Annotated in this window: 19 protein-coding genes and 1 pseudogene; 16 read left to right on the top strand and 4 right to left on the bottom strand. The window is 51.3% G+C overall.

The genetic code is table 11. The annotated features are described in order from the left end of the window. The first annotated feature begins 55 nt into the window (after nucleotides 1-55). Together PJI16_17675 and PJI16_17670 are read left to right on the top strand one after the other, a co-directional pair. Nucleotides 56-2,650, top strand: coding sequence for a circularly permuted type 2 ATP-grasp protein (locus PJI16_17675; protein MDT3779395.1), 2,595 nt, complete (start codon nucleotides 56-58; stop codon nucleotides 2,648-2,650). Further along, complete coding sequence (locus PJI16_17670; protein MDT3779394.1) at nucleotides 2,647-3,537, top strand: transglutaminase family protein; 891 nt, start codon at nucleotides 2,647-2,649, stop codon at nucleotides 3,535-3,537. Before PJI16_17675 ends, PJI16_17670 begins: the two co-directional genes overlap by 4 nt. 279 nt (nucleotides 3,538-3,816) lie before the next feature. Here the strand turns inward: PJI16_17670 and PJI16_17665 are convergent, their stop codons facing one another. Next, entirely contained in the window at nucleotides 3,817-4,857 is a 1,041-nt protein-coding gene (locus PJI16_17665) for a PstS family phosphate ABC transporter substrate-binding protein (protein ID MDT3779393.1), read from the bottom strand. Nucleotides 4,858-5,241: 384 nt separating this feature from the next. Here PJI16_17665 and PJI16_17660 point away from each other — a divergent pair, with 384 nt between their 5' ends. From PJI16_17660 to phoU, 11 genes and pseudogenes are all read left to right on the top strand, one after another. Then, nucleotides 5,242-5,541, top strand: coding sequence for a metalloregulator ArsR/SmtB family transcription factor (locus PJI16_17660; GenBank protein ID MDT3779392.1), 300 nt, complete (start codon nucleotides 5,242-5,244; stop codon nucleotides 5,539-5,541). A 124-nt stretch (nucleotides 5,542-5,665) separates the two neighbouring features. Then, entirely contained in the window at nucleotides 5,666-6,424 is a 759-nt protein-coding gene (locus PJI16_17655; protein MDT3779391.1) for a phosphate ABC transporter substrate-binding protein, read from the top strand. Nucleotides 6,425-6,476: 52 nt separating this feature from the next. After that, nucleotides 6,477-7,268 carry a phosphate ABC transporter permease subunit PstC gene (pstC, locus tag PJI16_17650; GenBank protein MDT3779390.1) on the top strand — a complete coding sequence of 264 codons (792 nt, stop codon included), beginning with the start codon at nucleotides 6,477-6,479 and terminating at the stop codon, nucleotides 7,266-7,268. Continuing rightward, nucleotides 7,252-8,105, top strand: a pseudogene (gene pstA / locus PJI16_17645) (phosphate ABC transporter permease PstA). Before pstC (PJI16_17650) ends, pstA (PJI16_17645) begins: the two are co-directional and overlap by 17 nt. After that, nucleotides 8,075-8,944, top strand: coding sequence for a phosphate ABC transporter ATP-binding protein (locus PJI16_17640; GenBank protein MDT3779389.1), 870 nt, complete (start codon nucleotides 8,075-8,077; stop codon nucleotides 8,942-8,944). Before pstA (PJI16_17645) ends, PJI16_17640 begins: the two are co-directional and overlap by 31 nt. A 157-nt stretch (nucleotides 8,945-9,101) precedes the next feature. Continuing rightward, nucleotides 9,102-10,475, top strand: coding sequence for a porin (locus tag PJI16_17635; protein ID MDT3779388.1), 1,374 nt, complete (start codon nucleotides 9,102-9,104; stop codon nucleotides 10,473-10,475). Between the two features lie 327 nt (nucleotides 10,476-10,802). Then, nucleotides 10,803-11,801, top strand: a complete 999-nt coding sequence (locus PJI16_17630) for a PstS family phosphate ABC transporter substrate-binding protein (protein ID MDT3779387.1) — start codon at nucleotides 10,803-10,805, stop codon at nucleotides 11,799-11,801. A gap of 83 nt (nucleotides 11,802-11,884) precedes the next feature. Then, a complete protein-coding gene (gene pstC, locus PJI16_17625; protein ID MDT3779386.1) occupies nucleotides 11,885-12,838 on the top strand; it encodes a phosphate ABC transporter permease subunit PstC in 954 nt (317 codons plus the stop codon). After that, nucleotides 12,838-13,776, top strand: coding sequence for a phosphate ABC transporter permease PstA (gene pstA / locus PJI16_17620; protein ID MDT3779385.1), 939 nt, complete (start codon nucleotides 12,838-12,840; stop codon nucleotides 13,774-13,776). The genes pstC (PJI16_17625) and pstA (PJI16_17620) overlap by 1 nt, the downstream gene beginning before the upstream one ends. 101 nt (nucleotides 13,777-13,877) lie before the next feature. Continuing rightward, the gene (gene pstB / locus PJI16_17615) at nucleotides 13,878-14,672 is read left to right on the top strand and encodes a phosphate ABC transporter ATP-binding protein PstB (protein MDT3779384.1); all 795 of its coding nucleotides are present in this window, start codon (nucleotides 13,878-13,880) and stop codon (nucleotides 14,670-14,672) included. Between the two features lie 32 nt (nucleotides 14,673-14,704). After that, a complete protein-coding gene (gene phoU, locus PJI16_17610) occupies nucleotides 14,705-15,394 on the top strand; it encodes a phosphate signaling complex protein PhoU (protein MDT3779383.1) in 690 nt (229 codons plus the stop codon). 98 nt (nucleotides 15,395-15,492) lie between these two features. Here phoU and PJI16_17605 read toward each other — a convergent pair whose 3' ends face one another. Further along, on the bottom strand, nucleotides 15,493-16,227 hold the full coding sequence (locus PJI16_17605) for a hypothetical protein (protein ID MDT3779382.1): 735 nt from the start codon (nucleotides 16,225-16,227) through the stop codon (nucleotides 15,493-15,495). A 185-nt stretch (nucleotides 16,228-16,412) separates the two neighbouring features. Between PJI16_17605 and PJI16_17600 the strand changes: the two genes are divergently transcribed. Both PJI16_17600 and PJI16_17595 read left to right on the top strand, forming a co-directional pair. Further along, nucleotides 16,413-16,796, top strand: a complete 384-nt coding sequence (locus tag PJI16_17600) for a CBS domain-containing protein (GenBank protein MDT3779381.1) — start codon at nucleotides 16,413-16,415, stop codon at nucleotides 16,794-16,796. A gap of 4 nt (nucleotides 16,797-16,800) precedes the next feature. Beyond that, nucleotides 16,801-17,328 carry a phosphate-starvation-inducible PsiE family protein gene (locus PJI16_17595; GenBank protein MDT3779380.1) on the top strand — a complete coding sequence of 176 codons (528 nt, stop codon included), beginning with the start codon at nucleotides 16,801-16,803 and terminating at the stop codon, nucleotides 17,326-17,328. A 168-nt stretch (nucleotides 17,329-17,496) separates the two neighbouring features. Here the strand turns inward: PJI16_17595 and PJI16_17590 are convergent, their stop codons facing one another. After that, nucleotides 17,497-17,676 carry a hypothetical protein gene (locus tag PJI16_17590; GenBank protein MDT3779379.1) on the bottom strand — a complete coding sequence of 60 codons (180 nt, stop codon included), beginning with the start codon at nucleotides 17,674-17,676 and terminating at the stop codon, nucleotides 17,497-17,499. Nucleotides 17,677-17,838: 162 nt separating this feature from the next. Here PJI16_17590 and PJI16_17585 point away from each other — a divergent pair, with 162 nt between their 5' ends. Continuing rightward, nucleotides 17,839-18,222, top strand: coding sequence for a CBS domain-containing protein (locus PJI16_17585; protein MDT3779378.1), 384 nt, complete (start codon nucleotides 17,839-17,841; stop codon nucleotides 18,220-18,222). Between the two features lie 203 nt (nucleotides 18,223-18,425). Here the strand turns inward: PJI16_17585 and PJI16_17580 are convergent, their stop codons facing one another. Beyond that, nucleotides 18,426-19,175, bottom strand: coding sequence for an SDR family oxidoreductase (locus tag PJI16_17580; protein ID MDT3779377.1), 750 nt, complete (start codon nucleotides 19,173-19,175; stop codon nucleotides 18,426-18,428). Between the last annotated feature and the right edge of the window lie 10 nt (nucleotides 19,176-19,185).

Genomic DNA, 19,185 nt, shown 5'->3' with positions numbered 1-19,185 from the left:
TGTATTCAGGAAACGGTAAGGTAATTTTGATCGTCTTTCGAAGAACAACACTCTGATGGATTCCATGGCGGCCTCCCTTTCTCCCGAACCACCGGATTCCCTTTCCCAGCCCTCAACGATGTACCCGCCTCAACCGGATACCTTTGATGAACTCGTGGCGTCTGACGGGTCCGTCCGTTCGCATTGGCAGAATCTGTTGAAACAGTTCGGGAGCCTGGACGCCACCCAGCGCCGTCAGGCTCACGAAACTGCCGCACGAATGTTGAAGGATGACGGCATGACGTATCTTGCCGGTCAGAATGGACGACAATCTGACAGACCCTGGCAACTAGACTTATTTCCCCTGTTGATCAGCCAAGAGGAATGGCAACACCTCGAATCAGGGCTGATTCAACGAGCCCGCCTCCTCAACCATATCTTGAGTGATTTGTATGGTCCGCAACAATTGCTGAAAAATGGAACCTTACCCCCTGCTGTCGTGTTTGGAAATCCCCAGTTTTTGCAGCCCTGTCACGGCGTACCGGTGGCGGGAGGCACCTACTTACATTTCCTGGCGTTCGATGTGGCGCGAGCGCCGGACGGAAATTGGTGGGTCTTGCGGGATCGCACCGAAGCGCCCACCGGTGCCGGATTCGCCCTCGAAAATCGTATTATCGTCTCCAGGTCGTTACCCAATCTATTTGCCCGGACACAGGTCCAACGACTCTCTTCCTTTTTCCAGACCTTCAGCGAGAGCTTTCGCCAGTTTTCCCAACGGGAAGATCCCATGGCGGTCGTGCTCTCACCAGGCCCAGAAAACATGGCGTATTTTGAACATGCGTACCTGGCCCGGTATCTGGGATACCCGATCGTCGAAGGGTCGGACATGACCGTACGTGATGAACGGCTGTTCCTGAAAACGGTCGATGGTCTCAAACCCGTTGATCTGGTCTTGCGGCGGATTTATTCCGACTTGTGCGATCCCCTCGAATTGATGACGGAATCCAGCACAGGTGTCCCTGGGTTACTTCAAGCCATTCGAGCCGGACATGTCACGATGGCCAACGCGCTCGGGAGCGGATTGATCGAAAGCGAAGTCCTCTTAAGCTTTCTGCCGACGTTATCCAAATTCTTTTTTGGTGAAGGGCTTAAAATTCCCAGTGTCGCCACCTGGTGGTGTGGACAAGCCAACGAGCGGGCCTACGTGCTTGACAATATGGATCATTTGTTAATTCGTCGCGTATTGACCCCCAAGCGGGGCCTCACCCACGACCGTCTGTCTTCCTTCGGGCCTGACCTGAATGAGCAAGACCGTAAAGCCCTGGCTCAAGCCATTGCCCGGCGTGGGCATGAGTACGTGGGACGTGAAATCGTTTCCCCATCCACGACTCCATTTTGGACGTCTCAGGATGAACTCAAACCCGCCCCCATGACCGTCCGCATTTATCTGACAGCCACAAAGGACGGCTATACCGTCATGCCTGGGGGACTGGCTCGCGTATCGGTTCAATCAGATCCCCGTGGTCACTGGCATGAGCCCGGTGATTTCAGTAAAGACACCTGGGTGAAATCGAATGGTCCTCTTGATATCCCGGCAGCCGTCACACTTCCCCATCATACGCTTCAACTTCGGCGAGGAGGACGGGATCTACCCAGTCGAACCGCTGACAATCTTTTCTGGCTGGGACGTTACACGGAACGCGCCGAGGGCGCGATCCGTTTATTACGAAGCCTGGTCTTACGCATGAGCGGAGAGGCGGGAATCGGAGATGACCCCGAGACCCTGAATCGTTTGGTTTCCCTACTCGTGATGCAAAAACATTTATCCCCCCGTCGGGCCAAACGCGCGGTAGAAGGTGGAGCCGGTGCGGTGGAGGCGGAACTCCGAACGATTTTATTTGACCCGGATACGCCGGACGGCCTGGCAACCATTCTCCAGAATGTGCGACGCACCGCAGAACTGGTCCGCCACCGGTTGTCTCTCGACACCTGGAATATTTTAATGGAACTCACCGGCGTGCCGAAGGAATGGGCCCAGACCAAAGGACAAAGCATCGACGATGCCATTCGCCTACTGAGCCGGATGATACAACATCTGGCCGCGTTGAATGGGATGGTTATGGAAAATATGACTCGCAGTTATGCCTGGCGTTTTTTGGAAATGGGACGGCGCCTGGAACGCGTGAGACATTTATCCAAACTCATCCGTCATTTGGCATCACGAGGAACACCGGAAACCACCGGCGCCCTCAATCTGCTTCTGGAATTAGCCGACGCCTCCATTACCTACCGAACCCGATATAAGGCCGAAGCCAAACTTGCAGCGGTCTTGGATTTACTATTGGCCGATGACACCAACCCCCGTTCAATTATTTTCCAATTATCAACGATCGAGGCACACATCAACGCGTTGCCTCGAGAAGAAGCCGCTGCTTCCATCAACCCGGCACTAAGGATTACCACACGTGGGTGGACGGATATTCGACTGGCCGACATGATGGAACTCGCTCAATCCACGACAAAAACCGGAGTGCGAGTCAATCTGGAACGCCTCCTCAAACAACTGGATCAACACGTGCATCAACTCTCCGATGTCGTGGCTCATACCTTTTTCAGTCATTCATTGGCTCAACGCATTTCCGGGCCTCAATGGCTTGAGGGCATTCCGTGAAATATCAGGTCACTCACCGGACAACTTTTGCCTATACACAGCCTGTTGCCATTTCTCATCATGTGTTGCGTCTCACTCCCCGGTCCCATCCCCGACAACATTGCCTCCGATCGACGATGAGGTTTGACCCGACGCCATCTGTCCGTTCAGATGGCATAGACTATTTTGGGAACCCGATCACCCATTTGACCATTCAAACGCCCCATCCCGAATTGATCGTCGAAGCCAAAACCTTAGTGGATGTCATGAAGCCTGATCCGATCCCATTGGATCAAAGTCCGCCCTGGGATCAAGTCGTCCAACAACTCCAGAATCCGTTGGACACGCCGAATCTGGAAGCCCAACAATTTATGTATGACTCCCCGTACATCACCATGGACGATGCCACATATGATTTTGTTCGTGAGTGTTTTCCAGCCGGACGCCCCCTTCTGGCCGGAGTCATGGATTTAACCAGCCGAATTTTTCAGGAATTCACGTACGAAGGAGGTGTGACGGAAGTTTCCACACCGGTTCAAGATGTCCTCACCTCACGAAAAGGGGTGTGCCAGGACTTTGCGCATTTGGAAATCGCCGCACTCCGCAGCCTTGGTGTGCCCGCACGGTATATTAGTGGATACCTTTTGACGCATCCACCTGAAGGACAGGAGAAACTGGTAGGTGCCGATGCCTCACATGCCTGGTTAGCCGCATGGAGTCCCGGCCTCGGGTGGGTCGACTTTGATCCCACCAACAATATCATTCCCGGCGATGAACACATCACCTTGGCCTGGGGAAGGGATTATGGAGATGTCAGTCCGATTAATGGCTTCATGGTTGGAGGCGGACACCATACCCTCGCCGTGTCCGTGGACGTCAGCCCCGCTCCACATCCTTCACTCGTATAATCCTGATTATCAATCCGGAGAATGTCAGTGGTCGATTCGTTAATTCCCGCCGCAGTGTCTAAGAGAATTCGTGCGATAGCCAATTCCGCTTAATCCTCCAGCAATAGGATCATGCTTTATTGCATGAACCACAGACGCCGGGCCTGTCAGAACAATATCCAAAACTTTAGCGTTTCCGCCTCGTAAGACAGAATCGCTGAAAACAGCTCCACCTCTGATTTGCCTTGCAAATTTGAGGAACAATCGAGGCTTGTTCCGACCCTCTAATTCTGGAAGAGATTATCGGATTTCCTTGGGGTTCCCATTGGTGGCTGCGGAAGTAACCGGCTCAGACCAGTCGGCGTACAAGGCAACCAAATCTTTGGTGGGTAACGGGAAAAAGCCTGATTTGGCAACAACCTGTTGGCCTTCCTGACTTACCGCAAACTTGATAATCTCCGACAGGAGAGGAGAATCCTGTGCTTGTGGGGAATGATTCACATACAGATAGAGCACCCGACGAAGTGGATAGGATCCATTGCTCGCGGATTCAAATGTCGGCTCGACAAAAGACTTCCCTTCCTCGGTAGCCACACGCAGGGGTTTGACGGAATCGGTGCGATAGCCGATTCCACTATACCCTATGGCATAAGGATCATTCATAACGGCATGGACAACCGACGCGGCGCCTGGTTGAACCGCAACCGACTCTTTATCTTTTCCGCCCATCAAGACTAATTCTCTGAAAAACTGTCCGGTTCCTGAATTGGAATCCCGAATTTGCGCAAGGATAGGCGCTTGTTTCCAGCTGCCGGAAAGGCCCAATTGGCCCCAATGGTCCAGAGACTCCTGAGCCCCTCGTCGCCTTTCGGAGGAAAACACCGCATCTAATTGTTGAAAGGTGATTTGGTCGAGCGGGTTATCCTTATGCACAAAGACGGCAAATGCATCCACGGCAACGGGTACCGTAGTAGGTGCGTACCCTAGCCGTTTGGTGAATAGCTCGATTTCCTCATTTTTCAGCGGACGGGACATGGCCGCCATGTGGGTTTTCCCACTCATTAACGACTCAAATCCGACTTTGGAACCCTCCGTGTCCAGGGTAATGACCAAATGAGGTTGAACTTTTCCCAACTGGTCTTTCCATTTCTTCAGAATTGGGTCCATGGTATTGGAGCCCACTATGTTGATCTTCCCTGATACGTCACTTTGTGAAGCGTAATGAGGAATCTGTTGATCGATAGGGGGAAACAGATCGTGTTCTCCCATAACAGGTGTCCCAACCAACATTACGCCCAACAAAACACTGGATTTAAGGACCTTGAGTCTTATCAATTTCATGTTCGCCCCTCGTAGTAAGGATTAATATGCCTTATTGTCTCTCATGCCACCATTTTCACAAAAATTGAAAGAAGCCTTCCCTCATTCTCACATTTTCTATTATTGAGGATAGAGCCTACCTACGTATTGTGTCGGTATTATGTCTCGCATGTTACAAATACGTTAACTTTTATTTGAGGACTCCCTGCTGGAATTTATCGTTTTGAGTGTATAAATCGTAGCTACCTTCGTTAGAAAACCTAATATATCCAAGCTATCCAAAATACTGTACGACTGCATCCATGAAACCTTGACTCACAATAATGGTCCATATTAAATTCCATTCATATGAATACATAATCATATTAAATAGGTTTTTACATTCAAAAATTTTCATTCCACCCCATGAAAACAAAGATTACATCCCCCGCTTGTGCGGAAAAATTGAAAGTGTTATCGGACCCAACCCGCCTCGGCGTGCTTGAATCACTCATGTCAGGGCCGAAAAATGTCGGAGAACTCATGGGTGAGTTGGAGGTTGAACAGAGTTTATTGTCCCACCATTTGGCCATCCTTCGCGACGCAGGCTTAGTGGAATCCTCTCGGGAAGGGAAAACCATGATTTACCAATTACCGGAAAGCGTCGCAGATTCTACGGCGGGCAAGGCCATCAATCTGGGGTGCTGCAAAATTTCCTTCGATTAACGCGTCGTTCTTTACCCTTTCAAAAATCCTGTTGCACCTTATGGTTTTTTCGTCTTTTTTTTTCGTACTAAAAGTTATCCTGATTAGCCATTTTTTATGGACATTCCCGCCGTGGGAATATCCAATCGCCCGGGCAGAAGACACAAGACTGATCATCTCCGGCTCCAGCACCATGGCTCCGTTGGTATCCGAAATCGGCAAACGCTTTGAGACCCTCCATCCGGGTAATCGGGTAGACGTTCAAACCGGAGGCTCCTCTCGCGGCATTGCAGACGCAGTGACCGGCCTGGCGGATATCGGCATGGCCTCCCGGACTCTGAAACCTCAGGAAGCTCATCTATTTGGATCCATCATTGCCCATGACGGCATTACCATCATCCTACACCGTGATAATCCCGTAAAGTTTTTGACGGATGCTCAGATCAGAGACATGTACACCGGAACAATCACAAATTGGAAAACAGCCGGCGGAAATGAGGCACCTACATTGGTCGTCAATAAAGCCGAAGGGCGCTCGACACTCGAACTGTTTCTTCAGTATTTCAATCTCAAGAATCGGGATATCCACGCCCATGTCGTGATTGGGGATAACGAACAAGGCATTAAGACAGTAGCCGGCAACCCTCACGCTATCGGATATGTCTCCATTGGCACGGCCCAGTATGATGCGACCCATGGCATACCCATCCGATTGTTACCGCTGCAACACATTCCGGCCACGATCGAGACAGTCAGGAAAGGCACGTTTCCTCTCTCTCGTCCACTAACCCTTGTCACAAATTCTCCTCCCGCAGGACTCATTAAAACCTTTATTGATTTCGCGCAGTCATCTCAAAACCATGATCTCATCCTCCAACAATATTTCGCCCCACTCCAAGAATGATGATCTGCTCTCAGGGAGTGTGAGATGTCTTACGTTGACGGCAGGAGGACTCTTGCTTCTGGTCATCGCATTTCTCTTTCATGAATCCTGGCCCGCCCTTCACCATATTGGGCTCACACGGTTTTTCAGCGATCCTGACTGGTATCCTACCGATAACTCGTATCGCCTGACTTCTATGGTCTGGGGAACCATCTTCGCGTCCACCGGTGCCGTTCTTCTTGCCTCCCCGCTCGCAATTCTCTCAGCGCTTTTCTGTCATTTTTATGCGCCCCCTCTTCTTAGCCGATGGTTCCGCCGCATGGTCGAACTCCTGGCCGGGATTCCTTCGGTCGTCTTCGGCTTTTGGGGTCTCGTGGTTCTGGTTCCGATGATCGGCCGCTGGCATCCTCCCGGCCCAAGCCTGCTTGCCGGCATTCTCATCCTGGCGTTTATGATCATGCCCACCATCATGTTAGTGGCCCATACCAGCATTGCTCATGTTCCCCTCGCCTATATCCATAGCGCCTCCGCCTTAGGATTCAGTCGATGGTCGATGATTTGGCATGTGATTCTTCCCACAACCAAGGTTGGCATTTTTACCGGCATCCTATTGGGATTGGCACGTGCCCTCGGAGAAACCATGGCCGTTCTAATGGTCTGTGGAAACGTCGTACAAACTCCTTCCCGTCTGTTTGATCCGGTCAGAACCCTGACCGCCAACATTGCCCTGGAAATGGGGTATGCGTTGGGCGATCATCGGGCGGCATTGTTCTTGAGTGGACTCTTCCTCATGGGAGTCGTTGTGCTATTTGTCAGCATGGCAGAGGGCTTACGCCATCGGAACACCTATGTCGCGACAAAGTAACCACGTCCAGGAATACTGCCTCACCGTGATCATATGGACGGCGGCCACCATGGTCTCCATTCCGTTTATCTGGTTAATGGGTGATTTACTCTGGAACGGGTGGAACCACCTGTCATTCAACTTCGTGTTCTCTGCTCCCCTGAATGCCGGGCGGGAGGGCGGAATCGGCCCCATCCTCATATCCACTTTCTTACTCGTCGGAGTATGCATGGGAGTGGCCGTGCCTATGGGGTTGGGAACAGCATTGTTTCTTTCGGAATACACCCGTCACGATCATGCGCTTGGCCGACTCATTCGTGGGTCACTGGATGTCCTCGCAGGTGTGCCCTCCATTGTCTTTGGCCTGTTTGGCAATGCCCTGTTTTGCCAAGTCCTGGGATTCGGATTTTCCATTCTGTCGGGAGGTCTCACATTGGCCTGCATGGTGTTACCTATCCTGATTCGCACGGTGGAAGAAAGTTTTCGGGTTATTTCGCGTGAACAGCGATTATCCGCAGCAGCCCTTGGCCTTTCAAAGTCGACCACCATTCGAACGATTCTCCTCCCGGCGGCCATCCCCGGACTGTTGGTCGGCGGCATCCTTGGGCTGGGACGGGCAATAGCCGAAACTGCGGCTTAATTTTTACCAGTGGGTACGTGGACCGAATGCCGGAGTCTTTAATGGATTCAGGACGATCGCTCGCGGTGCACATTTATGATCTATCCATGAATGTGGCCGGGGGGAACCCCCATGCCTATGCCACGGCTCTTGTCCTGGTGAGCCTCTTGTTCATAATTAACCTTTCTTCTTCCTGGATTGCTTCACGATGGACCTTATCCAACCAACTTCCCACATAATTCCTGATCCCGACAAACGGGCCGGGTTCAGAGCATGGCTCCCCTATCAATCCACCGAACCCTGCTGTGAGCCTGACGCTCATATTCGCGCGAACAACCTTTCGATCGCCTATCACCATCTTCAGGTACTTCGGAATGTCACACTTGAAATTAATCGGGGGTGTATTACCGCATTAGTGGGGCCGTCAGGTTGCGGAAAAACAAGTTTTCTTATGAGCCTGAACCGCTTGACGGATTTGATTCCCGGATGCCAGGTCTCGGGGCACCTGCAGATGAATGAATTGGATATCCTTGCCCCTACAACCGATCTCCTTCAATTGCGCCGTAACGTGGGAATGATTTTCCAAAAACCCACCGTTTTTCCTTTTTCCATCCGTAAAAATCTGGAACTCCCTCTCCGTGAACACGGAACGCATGACCGCACACTATTGCAATCGGCCATTGAAAACGTCCTGCAGCAAGTTGGTCTCTGGCATGAAGTCAAAGACCGGCTCGACCATCCCGCTCAAGCCCTCTCAGGAGGACAACAACAAAGGCTCTGCCTCGCAAGAGCACTCGTATTAAGACCGGATGTCCTTCTGCTTGATGAGCCCTGCAGTGCCTTAGATCCAATCTCAAGCGGAATCATCGAAGATTTAATTGCCAGCTTGCAGGGTTCGTACACCATTCTCATCGTCACACATAACCTAGCCCAAGCCCGCCGATTAGCCGATCATGTGGCCGTTTTCTGGTCATTGGAAGGAATCGGACAATTGGTTGAACATGGTTCCGCTCAGCAGATATTTGAATCCCCAAAAGAGGAATTAACCGCCGCCTACATTTCCGGAATTCGCGGTTAGATCAGACTCTCTTCTCCTTGGATCCCCCCGTTTTTACATCGGTTTGACCTTCTGTTAACAGAATCGTAATCCCTGTGGGCTAGTCTCTTTCTCAAGATGCACGCACATTCTTCTCGTTTACCACACATAGTTTATCAATCAAAGGGAGGCCGTATTCATGAAGGTTTTTACATTACTAACGGGACTCGTCTGCCTGGGCATCGTGTTGCAGACAAGTGCCTGGGCGAGTGATGAACTGATCGATGTCTTGCGTGAGAAGAAGGTGCTCACCAAAGAAGATTGGATCAGAATTGAGGCGGCAGAAGAGAAAAAAGCGGTGGAACAACAAAAAGCGCTTGATGCTCAATTTCCAGTCAAAGTCGGCTGGGGATCGAAAGGCTTTGAATTCTCAACAATCGATGGAAAATTTGCGACACAAATTCAGTGGCGGTTCCAAGGGCGCTATACGTATCCCACAAGCGGAGATCCGATATCCGCCGCTGATTTCAATGCGGGTCCCGAGAGTACCCTTGAACTTCGCCGCGTTCGAATGAAAATCGGTGGTCATGGCTATCAACCCTGGATCAAGTACTATTTCGAGTTAGATCTGCAATCCACTTCCAATTCCGGCGGGTCACCTGGATCGACTAGATTAATCGACTGGCGGATCAGTCTGGAAAAGTTCAAGTTTCTTTCTCTGCAACTTGGACAATGGAAAGTCGACTATAACCGCGAACGAAGAGACTCTTCCGGCACCCAGCAGTTCGTGGAACGATCAATCGTCAATGAAATCTTTACCATCGACCGCCAGGTTGGGGCCATGCTGTATGGCCATGTGGCCCCTGGTACGGCCTTTGACTCACGATATTATGCCGGTGTCTTTACAGGATCCGGTCGGGGAGAAGCCAACGACGACGCCAACATGATGTACTTCGGACGGTATCAATGGAATTTCCTCGGACGCGATCTGAAATGGTCACAAAGCGACGTGGAGTTTCACGAGCAGCCCACGGGAAGCGTGGCCTTCGGGGCCTATACCACTGTCGGCAAATGCACCAGATGGTCCTCGAGTGGTTGCGGAACATTGCCGGAAGACAATTCGGCCGGGGTACCCTACACCTCGGACTCCAACGCGAAAGCCGGACAATACCGGGTGCAGGGCATGGTGGAGGAATTCGCGTTCAAATGGCGGGGGCTATCGATTCAACATGAATACCATTGGAAAGAGGTTAAGGACAACAGCTATCCAGAGGGTGCGCCGGGCCATAAGACCAACATGATGGGAAGTTACTCACAAATCGGTTATTTCCCCCATGGTCTCATTCCGGCAGTCCCCAAACCCCTGGAGGTCGCCTTTCGTTATGCATTTGTCGACCCCAACGTCTCAACCCCAAATGATCGACGGCAGGAATACACCACTGCCATCAACTGGTTTTTCGCAGGACATAAAAACAAAATTACTCTCGATGGGTCCTGGCTCACGCTGTCCCAACCCGCAGGGCAAAATCAGCATGAACAGCGGGTCCGTTTGCAATGGGATGTGTCATTCTAAATGTATCGGGACGTAAAGGTACTCCTCACGTCCCACGAACAGGCCTCTATCGGCTGTCATCCGAAGAGGCCTGTTCTTCCATTGGGTACGCCAACGGAATGGAAGACCCGGCGGGATCTCCCTGAATCAGCCTTCTAGAAGGTACATGGGAAAAAGTTGAGATCGAATAAATGGCATGTCTTCCGCCAGTAACATTTAACCTGATGGTAATGAGAATGTCATAGACGTGTCATCTTATCCTGAGATAGTCGGATGATTCATCTTTCAAGAAATTATTTCATACTACTCCAATTACCATTCTCACACTTAATCATACGGAGGTTTCGCATGAAAATCCCAATCCACCTTGTTATGGCGACCTTCGCTCTGACCATCACCGCGTCGATTTCCACCGTGTCCGCCCGCGAGTTGGTCAAAATTGACGGCTCAAGCACGGTCTTTCCGATTACCGAGGCGATGGCTGAAGAATTTCAAAAAGCCGAACGAGGGAAAACAATGGTGACAGTAGGCATTTCCGGCACAGGCGGCGGCTTTAAAAAATTCTGTCGAGGTGAAACGGATATCGCCGACGCTTCCCGTCCGATAAAGGAGTCAGAAATTAAATCGTGCAAAGAACACAACATCGGCTATATCGAGTTACCAATCGCCTTGGACGCCTTAACAGTCGTCGTAAATCCTAAAAACGACTGGGCGGATCATTTGACCGTGGAGGAATTGAAAACCGCCTGGGAACCTGGAGCCCAGGACAAAGTGACGAATTGGAATCAAATTCGAAGCAGCTTCCCGGATCGACCCTTGAAACTGTTCGGGGCTGGGACTGATTCCGGGACCTACGATTATTTTGTTGAGGCCATTGTGGAGGGAAAAAGTTCTCGCGGGGATTTTACCGCTAGTGAGGATGACAACGTCCTGGTTCAAGGAGTCAGCAATGACATTAATGCCATGGGATTTTTCGGCTTGGCCTATTACGAGGAAAATAAGGGAAAATTAAAAGCCGTACCGATTTCATGGAAAGGCGGGAAACCCGTGGGCCCTTCTGTGGATAATGCCAAAAATGCCACGTACCAACCCCTATCGCGTCCCATTTTTATTTACGTCAATAAGGATGCCGCCGACAAAAAACCACACGTCAAACGATTCATCGAGTTTTATTTGAACAACGACCATGCCCAAACGCTCGTGAGGGAAGTCGGATACGTGCCGTTGCCCTCAAAAGCCTACACGATGGCTCTGGACAAGTTTACCAAACGACTCACGGGGACGGTTTTCCATGGGGCTGAAGTCGGCGTCGGAATCGAAGACCTGCTGGCCAGGGTTCCTCAGTAGAGGGAACCTGGACAATCGGATCGGTCCTCTCCAGGGGTGGCCAGCCGCCCCTGGAACATAGAATTTTATCTGGAGTTGAAAGCATGCCAACGTTACCACCTTCCTCAAGCCTCTCTGCCTCTTCAGGATCTCCCTTACGCGCCAGCAAAGGGTTCCTCCGCCGCCGTGCCTTATGGGGCTCTTTAGCCGGGGGGTGCCTTTTGGTCGCAGCCGCGACTTCCGTGTTTGTCACGTTAGGAATCGTGTATGTCCTGGTCACGGAGTCCATGGGGTTCTTTGCCCAGATATCTCTCCTGGACTTTCTGACAGACACCCAATGGACTCCCGTTTTTGAGAATGCCCGCTTCGGGGTGATGACTCTGGTCTCGGCGACGGTTACCGTAGCAGGGATTGCGCTAGCCGTCTCTATTCCGGCGGGACTGGCCTTGGCTATTTACCTCAGCGAATATGCTCGAAGGGAGGTTCGCGAGACGGTCAAACCCTTTCTTGAGTTGCTCGAAGGGGTGCCGACAGTGGTCTACGGATATTTCACCCTTCTCTTTTTCACCCCGCTTCTGCAAACCTTCATCCCCGGCTTGGAAGGGTTTAACATGCTCGGTCCCGGCATCGTCATGGGAATCATGATTCTTCCCTACACAGCCTCGGTCAGCGAAGATGCCATGCGGGCAGTCCCCCCTGGTCTGCGGGAAGCGGGATACGCCTTGGGATACTCCCGCTTCCGGGTTGCCATGCGGGTCGTGGTCCCTGCCGCATTTTCCGGCATCACCGCCGCATTCATTCTGGGCATGTCACGAGCCGTGGGCGAAACGATGGTCGTCGCCATCGCTGCCGGCCAAAACCCCAATTTTTCTTTCAATCCCACGGAAGGAGCAGCAACGATCACGGCCTATATCGTACAAATGGCCATGGGAGATTTGCCTCATGACTCCATTGCCTACCAATCCGTGTTTGCGGCTGGAATCGTGTTGTTTGTCATCACGCTCACCTTCAATTTGATCGGTTTCTATCTCCGGCGGCGCTTTAAGGAGGTGTACTAATGATTAAAGCCGACGTGTCCCAAACGTTTACTCCTGACTTGGCCCGCATTGTTAGTGCCAACCGTCGAACAGATCTGGTCATGGCGGGCATCGGCATTTCGGTACTGATCGTCGCCATGAGCTTATTGGCGGCAGTGGTCATCGACCTGATCGTGGGCGGATGGCCCAGACTCATGAACCCCGATTTTTATCTCAACTTCCCCTCGCGCCATCCTCTTCAAGCAGGGATCCTTTCCGCTTGGGTCGGCACAATCCTGGTCATGCTCGTCACTGCCTGCATTGCGATACCGCTGGGGGTTGGAGCAGGGGTGTACTTGGAGGAATATGCTGCGCGCAACTGGATCACGGATTTCATTGAAATCAACGTCAGCAATCTAGCCGGAGTGCCTTCCATTATCTACGGGTTGTTAGCGCTTGGTCTGTTCATCCATGGGTTCGGGCTCGGAGAGACGATCCTCACGGCTGGCCTGGTACTCGCATTACTGATTTTGCCGGTAATTATTGTATCCACCCGTGAAGCCATTCGTGGAATTCCCCTTGATTTGCGGGAAGCCGCATATGGGTTGGGTGCTGACAAGTGGCAGACCGTTCGCCTGTACGTGCTGCCCGCTGCGCGGGCTGGCATTTTGACCGGAACCATCGTGGGTTTGGCTCGAGCGATAGGAGAAGCCGCACCGGTCATCACCATCGGGGCCTTAACCTTTATCGCCTTTTTACCCGCCCCCCCTTTTCAGGCCAGCCCGCCTTTTATCAATTTTGAATGGCTCGAAAGCCCATTTACCATCATGCCTATTCAGATGTTCAATTGGGTCTCACGACCCCAGGCAGAATTCCATATTAATGCCGCGGCGGCCGGAGTCATTCTGATGCTGATGACGCTGGCGATGAATGGAGTGGCGATCTGGTTGCGCTTTCATTTACGACGCCAGGTTCGTTAGCCATCCATGATGTCCCAGATGAATATTGGATGCCCTCTTAGCCGAACCAAGGAACCACGCATATGACACAGAAAATTTCTCATGACCAGCAAGTCACACTCATGTCGCTCAACGCCTCCCCCACAACCAACACCGAACGGGAATCGCTGGCGGCGGAAGTTCGGAAACTCAGTTTTTGGTATGGTGAAACCCAAGCCTTGAAGGAAATCACCTTGTCAATTGCCAATCGGAAAGTCACCGCGTTGATCGGACCATCCGGATGCGGGAAAAGCACCCTCCTTCGATCGTTTAATCGTATGCATGATCTGTATCCCGGAAATCGGTATAGCGGAGAGATTCGTCTTTTCCCTGAAAACCACAACCTCATCGACCTTGATCCCTTCATGGTCAGACTTCGAATCGGGATGGTGTTCCAAAAACCCAATCCTTTTCCCAAATCCATCTTTGAAAATGTAGCGGCCGGCCTTCGGATTCAGGGCGTTCAGAACAAAAAACTGTTGAGCGACCGTGTGGAACAGGCCTTGCGGGATGCGGCCTTGTGGGAGGAAGTGAAGGATCGCCTTTCACAATCGGCCTACGGCCTCTCAGGCGGACAGCAGCAACGATTATGTATCGCCAGGGCCCTGGCCCCACAACCTGAAATCCTCTTACTGGATGAACCCACCTCGGCATTGGACCCCATTGCCACCGCCAAAGTTGAAGATCTGATTACAGAAATTCGCCATCGGTTCACGGTGATCATTGTCACCCACAACATGCAGCAGGCGGCCCGGATTTCGGACTTTACCGCCTACATGCATCTGGGCAAACTCATTGAATTCGCTCCAACAGGAGAACTGTTTACCACGCCGCAAGAAACGCTGACGCGGGATTATATCACCGGCCGGTTTGGATAAACCGGCGGAACACCGATTTCGAAAGGATCATCATGAACAATCAACACACCCTACGAATTTTTGACGAAGATTTGAACACCCTTCGACAGGAGATTGTGGCTCTCTCAAATCACGTGTCGGAGCAACTGCACCGTGCGCTGACCGCCTTGGTGGAGAACAATGCCGACTTGGCGGAGCAGGTTATTGCCAACGACCGTATTGCAGATGCCCTGCAAGAAAAAATCAATACCCATACGACCCGCACTCTTGCCCGTCAACAGGCGATGGCGGACGACCTGCGAGCTATTCTGGCGGCTTCTCGCATCGCGATTCATTTGGAACGGATCGGTGATTACGCAAAAAATACCGCCAAACGCAGCCGGCATTTGGCACGGCCCATCTCTGCCGAATTTGCTGAAGAATTTCTATGGATGGGGAAACGCATCCAATCCATGTTGTCCCAGGTCACGGAGTCCTATATTCACCATAATGCCCCGTTGGCCAATGTTGCTTGGACGGATGACGCCGAATTGGACACCGTCTATGCCAACCTGTTTGAGCACCTGCTCCGCATGATGAGCCAGGAATCCAGGAACATCGGTGACGGGACTCAATTATTATTTATCGCCAAAGGGTTGGAACGCGCCGGCGATCATGTGACCGACATTGCTGAAGAAATATATTTAATGGTCACCGGTCTTCCTTTGCAAGGCCCCCGTCCCAAAATCAGCGAACTGTTATGAAGAATGAGACGCACACCACATTCAAATCCCCTCCAGACCTCAGAATCATTGAGAAGGCTTCCGTCACCGCAGAGGGACGTCAGGTTGGAGGGAAGACCTTAATTGGATTCCCGTTTGTTCAGCGGTGTCTTGGGGGACAATGAATGGCCTAGAAACTCACGATATCCAATGGCCACATGCCAGGGTTTTCCTTTCAAGAAACTCCCGATGTCTTCCCCACCGGACGACTCCGACATGAACTCTCGTGGCTCAAACACGAGCAGACCGGGCTGAGGTTTTAATTGCTCAAGAGCATTGGTGCGAACAGAGTTTACGTCATAACTCGACTTCTGCGCATCCTGCCAGAGCGGAGTTTTCACGGAAAAGTTACTCACGACAACATACAGTTTTCCACCAGCGACATAGAACCCACCCGAGGTGGTGAGTTGAAAATACTTTTCTAGATCGTCCGTTTCAATTTCGGCAGTTTCAAAGAAGGTCACCATCTCCTCCGGAGTGGCTTGACTCAACCCTTTGACAATCAAGGGTGCAAAAAAATCAATCTCTGATGGGCTAAAAACCGGATGTGCCCGGGAACTACCGGAGGATGAAGCGCTGTACAGACCGCTTTTTTCTGCCCGGATTCCTTGCATGATTTGCATCATTTCTTCTTTCGTGAACACCACCGGGTGATCATAGCCTTTTCCGCCAAAGGCATCCGGCATAGCCTGTAAGGCCACCACACGATTGGGACTATCTGAAATTTTCAATGTTTGAAATTGTGGCCCCTGACATCCTCCCAGAAAAATCCCTCCCACGACTATAAACCCCATCAACCCTGCAGATCGTTTCATACAGATATTCCTCCCATCAACCATGATCATACCCCTGCTTTTCCGAGTCATTCTACCCTAGACGTCCACCACAAAAGGAGTGGAGGAGAAAAAATGTTACACGTACGTCATATACTTGCGACGTAGGTTTAATACCAATCCAGTACATTCCATCATGAACCTTCATATTAACAAAGGAGAGAAATATGGTACGAGTTGAACAGTTAATGACCAGAGAACTGGCCTGTGTTGAGTTCACCCAAGCGGTATCAATCGCGGCCAACCTGATGCGAATTCGCAAAATTGGCAGCCTGTTAGTGAAACACGGAGAAGAGTTAGTGGGAATTGTGACGGAAAGCGATATCGTGAGAAAGGTCGTGGCATTTCATTTCCCTTCAGAGTATATCCAAGTCGGAAATATCATGAGTAGTCCCATTGTCTCCATTGATGAATCAGAGTCGATTTCTGAGGCTGCCGGGATCATGAAGGCGGCTTACACGAGACATTTGGTGGTAGGCAATGAGTCCCATGTGTCCGGCATGCTTTCTGTTCGTGATTTATTAGCTCCTGTTGCAAAGGATGAATTATAAAACCATGAAAGCCACGATGCAGTCGAACGATTCCTCCATGTTCAACAGCTCCTTTCAACAGTCATCCGCCTGGCTGGCCAAAGCGTTAGAGGCCGACCTGACCCATTTCTGGATGAAAGGTATCAAAGCCGTCCTGAGCTTATTAATTGTCACCATCCTCGTAGGACTCGCTGGAGGCGTCTTGAGGATTTTCTTGAATTTAGAAGCTCTTTTCACAGAACCCCTCGAACAGGTCTTTCGTCAACTCATCGTGGACACGTTGATCATACTGGCCATCGTGGAGGTCTTCAAAACAACCGTGACCTATTTTTCCGAAGGGCGGGTGAAGGTCACGTTTATTGTCGATACGATTCTCGTGGTCATGCTTACCGAAATTATCTCGAAATGGTTTTCGGAAGCCCATCTGGAACAGTGGATGATCTTGGGTGGAATATTAGTGGTATTGGCCATCATCCGGGTCGTGGCCGTCCAATGGTCTCCGACGCGAGGCGAAAATACCCAGGAATGGCCTCAAGCTCAAAAATCTCACTAACCTCGATCGAGTTGGAGGGCAATTCCCAACACTTCCCGGCGGATTGAAAATTTGACTCATCACTTTTCAATCGGCCACATCCCTGAAATATTTTTTAAAGAAACGGAAAATGTGACGGGTTCCCCCCCCTGAATTCCTAAGATCCAATTGCACCAGTTCACCACAACATCATGAAATGTTACGAACAGCTAACGATTCGGAAACCCCATGGTAACACCACCATGTCATGCTACTCAGAGCATCAAGAAACGATGACACAACCAGTCCAGCAGGAGACACACAATGAAATTCATGATCATGATAGTGGGAGTACTCATACTCCTTCAGCCACTCATTTACGGTATTCATACTCTTCTCCATCTCTCCCGGCGCCCACGCCACTGCTATCCGATTTTGCATGGGAAAGGCCCGAAAGGAAAATTTTCGCTTGTGGCTTAGACGCCGACTTCAACCAGGACGAGAGGATTCGGAACTCTCAATCTATAATTCACTAACAAAAGGAGCCCAACTATGATTCGAGTCGAAGAACTCATGAAACAGGATCTTGCCTCAGTGAATTGCGGAGACCTCGTGTCCCTAGCAGCTACCCTAATGCGGATTCGCCGCATCGGTTGCGTGTTTGTCGAACAACAGGGGCATATTGTGGGCATCGTCACTGAAGCTGATATTGTCCGGAAAGTGGTCTCGACCCGTCGGTCGCCAGACCAAACCACCGTCGAAACTATTATGACGGCTCCCGTGATCACCATTGATCAAGACGCACCGATTTTCGAAGCGGCAGACTTGATGGATCGATCCGGCACCCGGCACCTGGCCGTCACTCACCGGGAGGACATTGTCGGGATCGTGTCAGTTCGCGACCTCCTGCACCCTGTGGCTATCGATGAATTCTAATATTTCATCGCCGATGAATAACTAGTCAGCCCTAGTATGGAATTCGTCTTTCCCCGGTATCCTTGGAGAAAAGTTCGTAGGCAAATTTGCCGTCCTTTTATTTGGCCGCACTCCTTGATGTGTTTTCGTTCTTTCAGAATTCTCATTGTTCCCATTTTCCTTTCTGCAAGTTCCCGTGGGTTTTGAAGAAACATTCGGAAACATCAGAGTTGGCTCATACCACCATCGGCCACCAGCTCGGTGCCAACGATGAACGCCGAAGCGGCCGAAGCAAGGTACAGGACAGCACTCGCAATCTCGTCGGGCGTACCGAAACGCTTGAGCGGAATCTGACCCTGGATGCTTGCCGCGACCTCGGAAAGCTGCTCCGCAGGGAGACCGAATCGGCCATAGATCGGTGTCGTGACGGGACCAGGGCTTACCACATTGACACGGACGCCCCGACTCAAGAGCTCGGAGGATAGTGTCTTCGCCAACGAGATTAATGCGGCCTTGCTGGCGGCATATACGCTCGTATTGGGCATGCCGATGTGAGCGTTGATCGAACCGTTGAGCACGATAGCCGCTTCCGGGTTCAGAAGTGGCAACAGAGCCTTGATGAAGAAATACGGACCTTTCACATTGGTATTGAAAGTCGCATCCCACATTTCTTCTTCAGTTGCATCGAACGGGGCAAGCCTGGCGATCCCCGCATTGATAAATACGGCGTCGAGCTTCACCTCCTGTTGCTGGAGGAACCTTGCCAGCTTGATCCCGTCTGTGATGCTACCGGCATCGCTCCGCACTGCAATGACATTTTCGCCAAACCGGGCTGCCGCTTTATCCAAGGTAGACTGATCGCGCCCCGTGAATACGACGCGGGCACCTTCTTTCTCAAACGCCAGCGCGGTTGCCAGGCCGATGCCACTATTGCCACCCGTGACGAGCACGGTCTTGTTTTCAAATCGTTTCATCCTATGGCTC

The organism is Nitrospira sp. MA-1, from assembly GCA_032139905.1.
Lineage (GTDB): Bacteria > Nitrospirota > Nitrospiria > Nitrospirales > UBA8639 > Nitrospira_E.
This window is presented reverse-complemented; position numbering and strand designations above follow the sequence as displayed.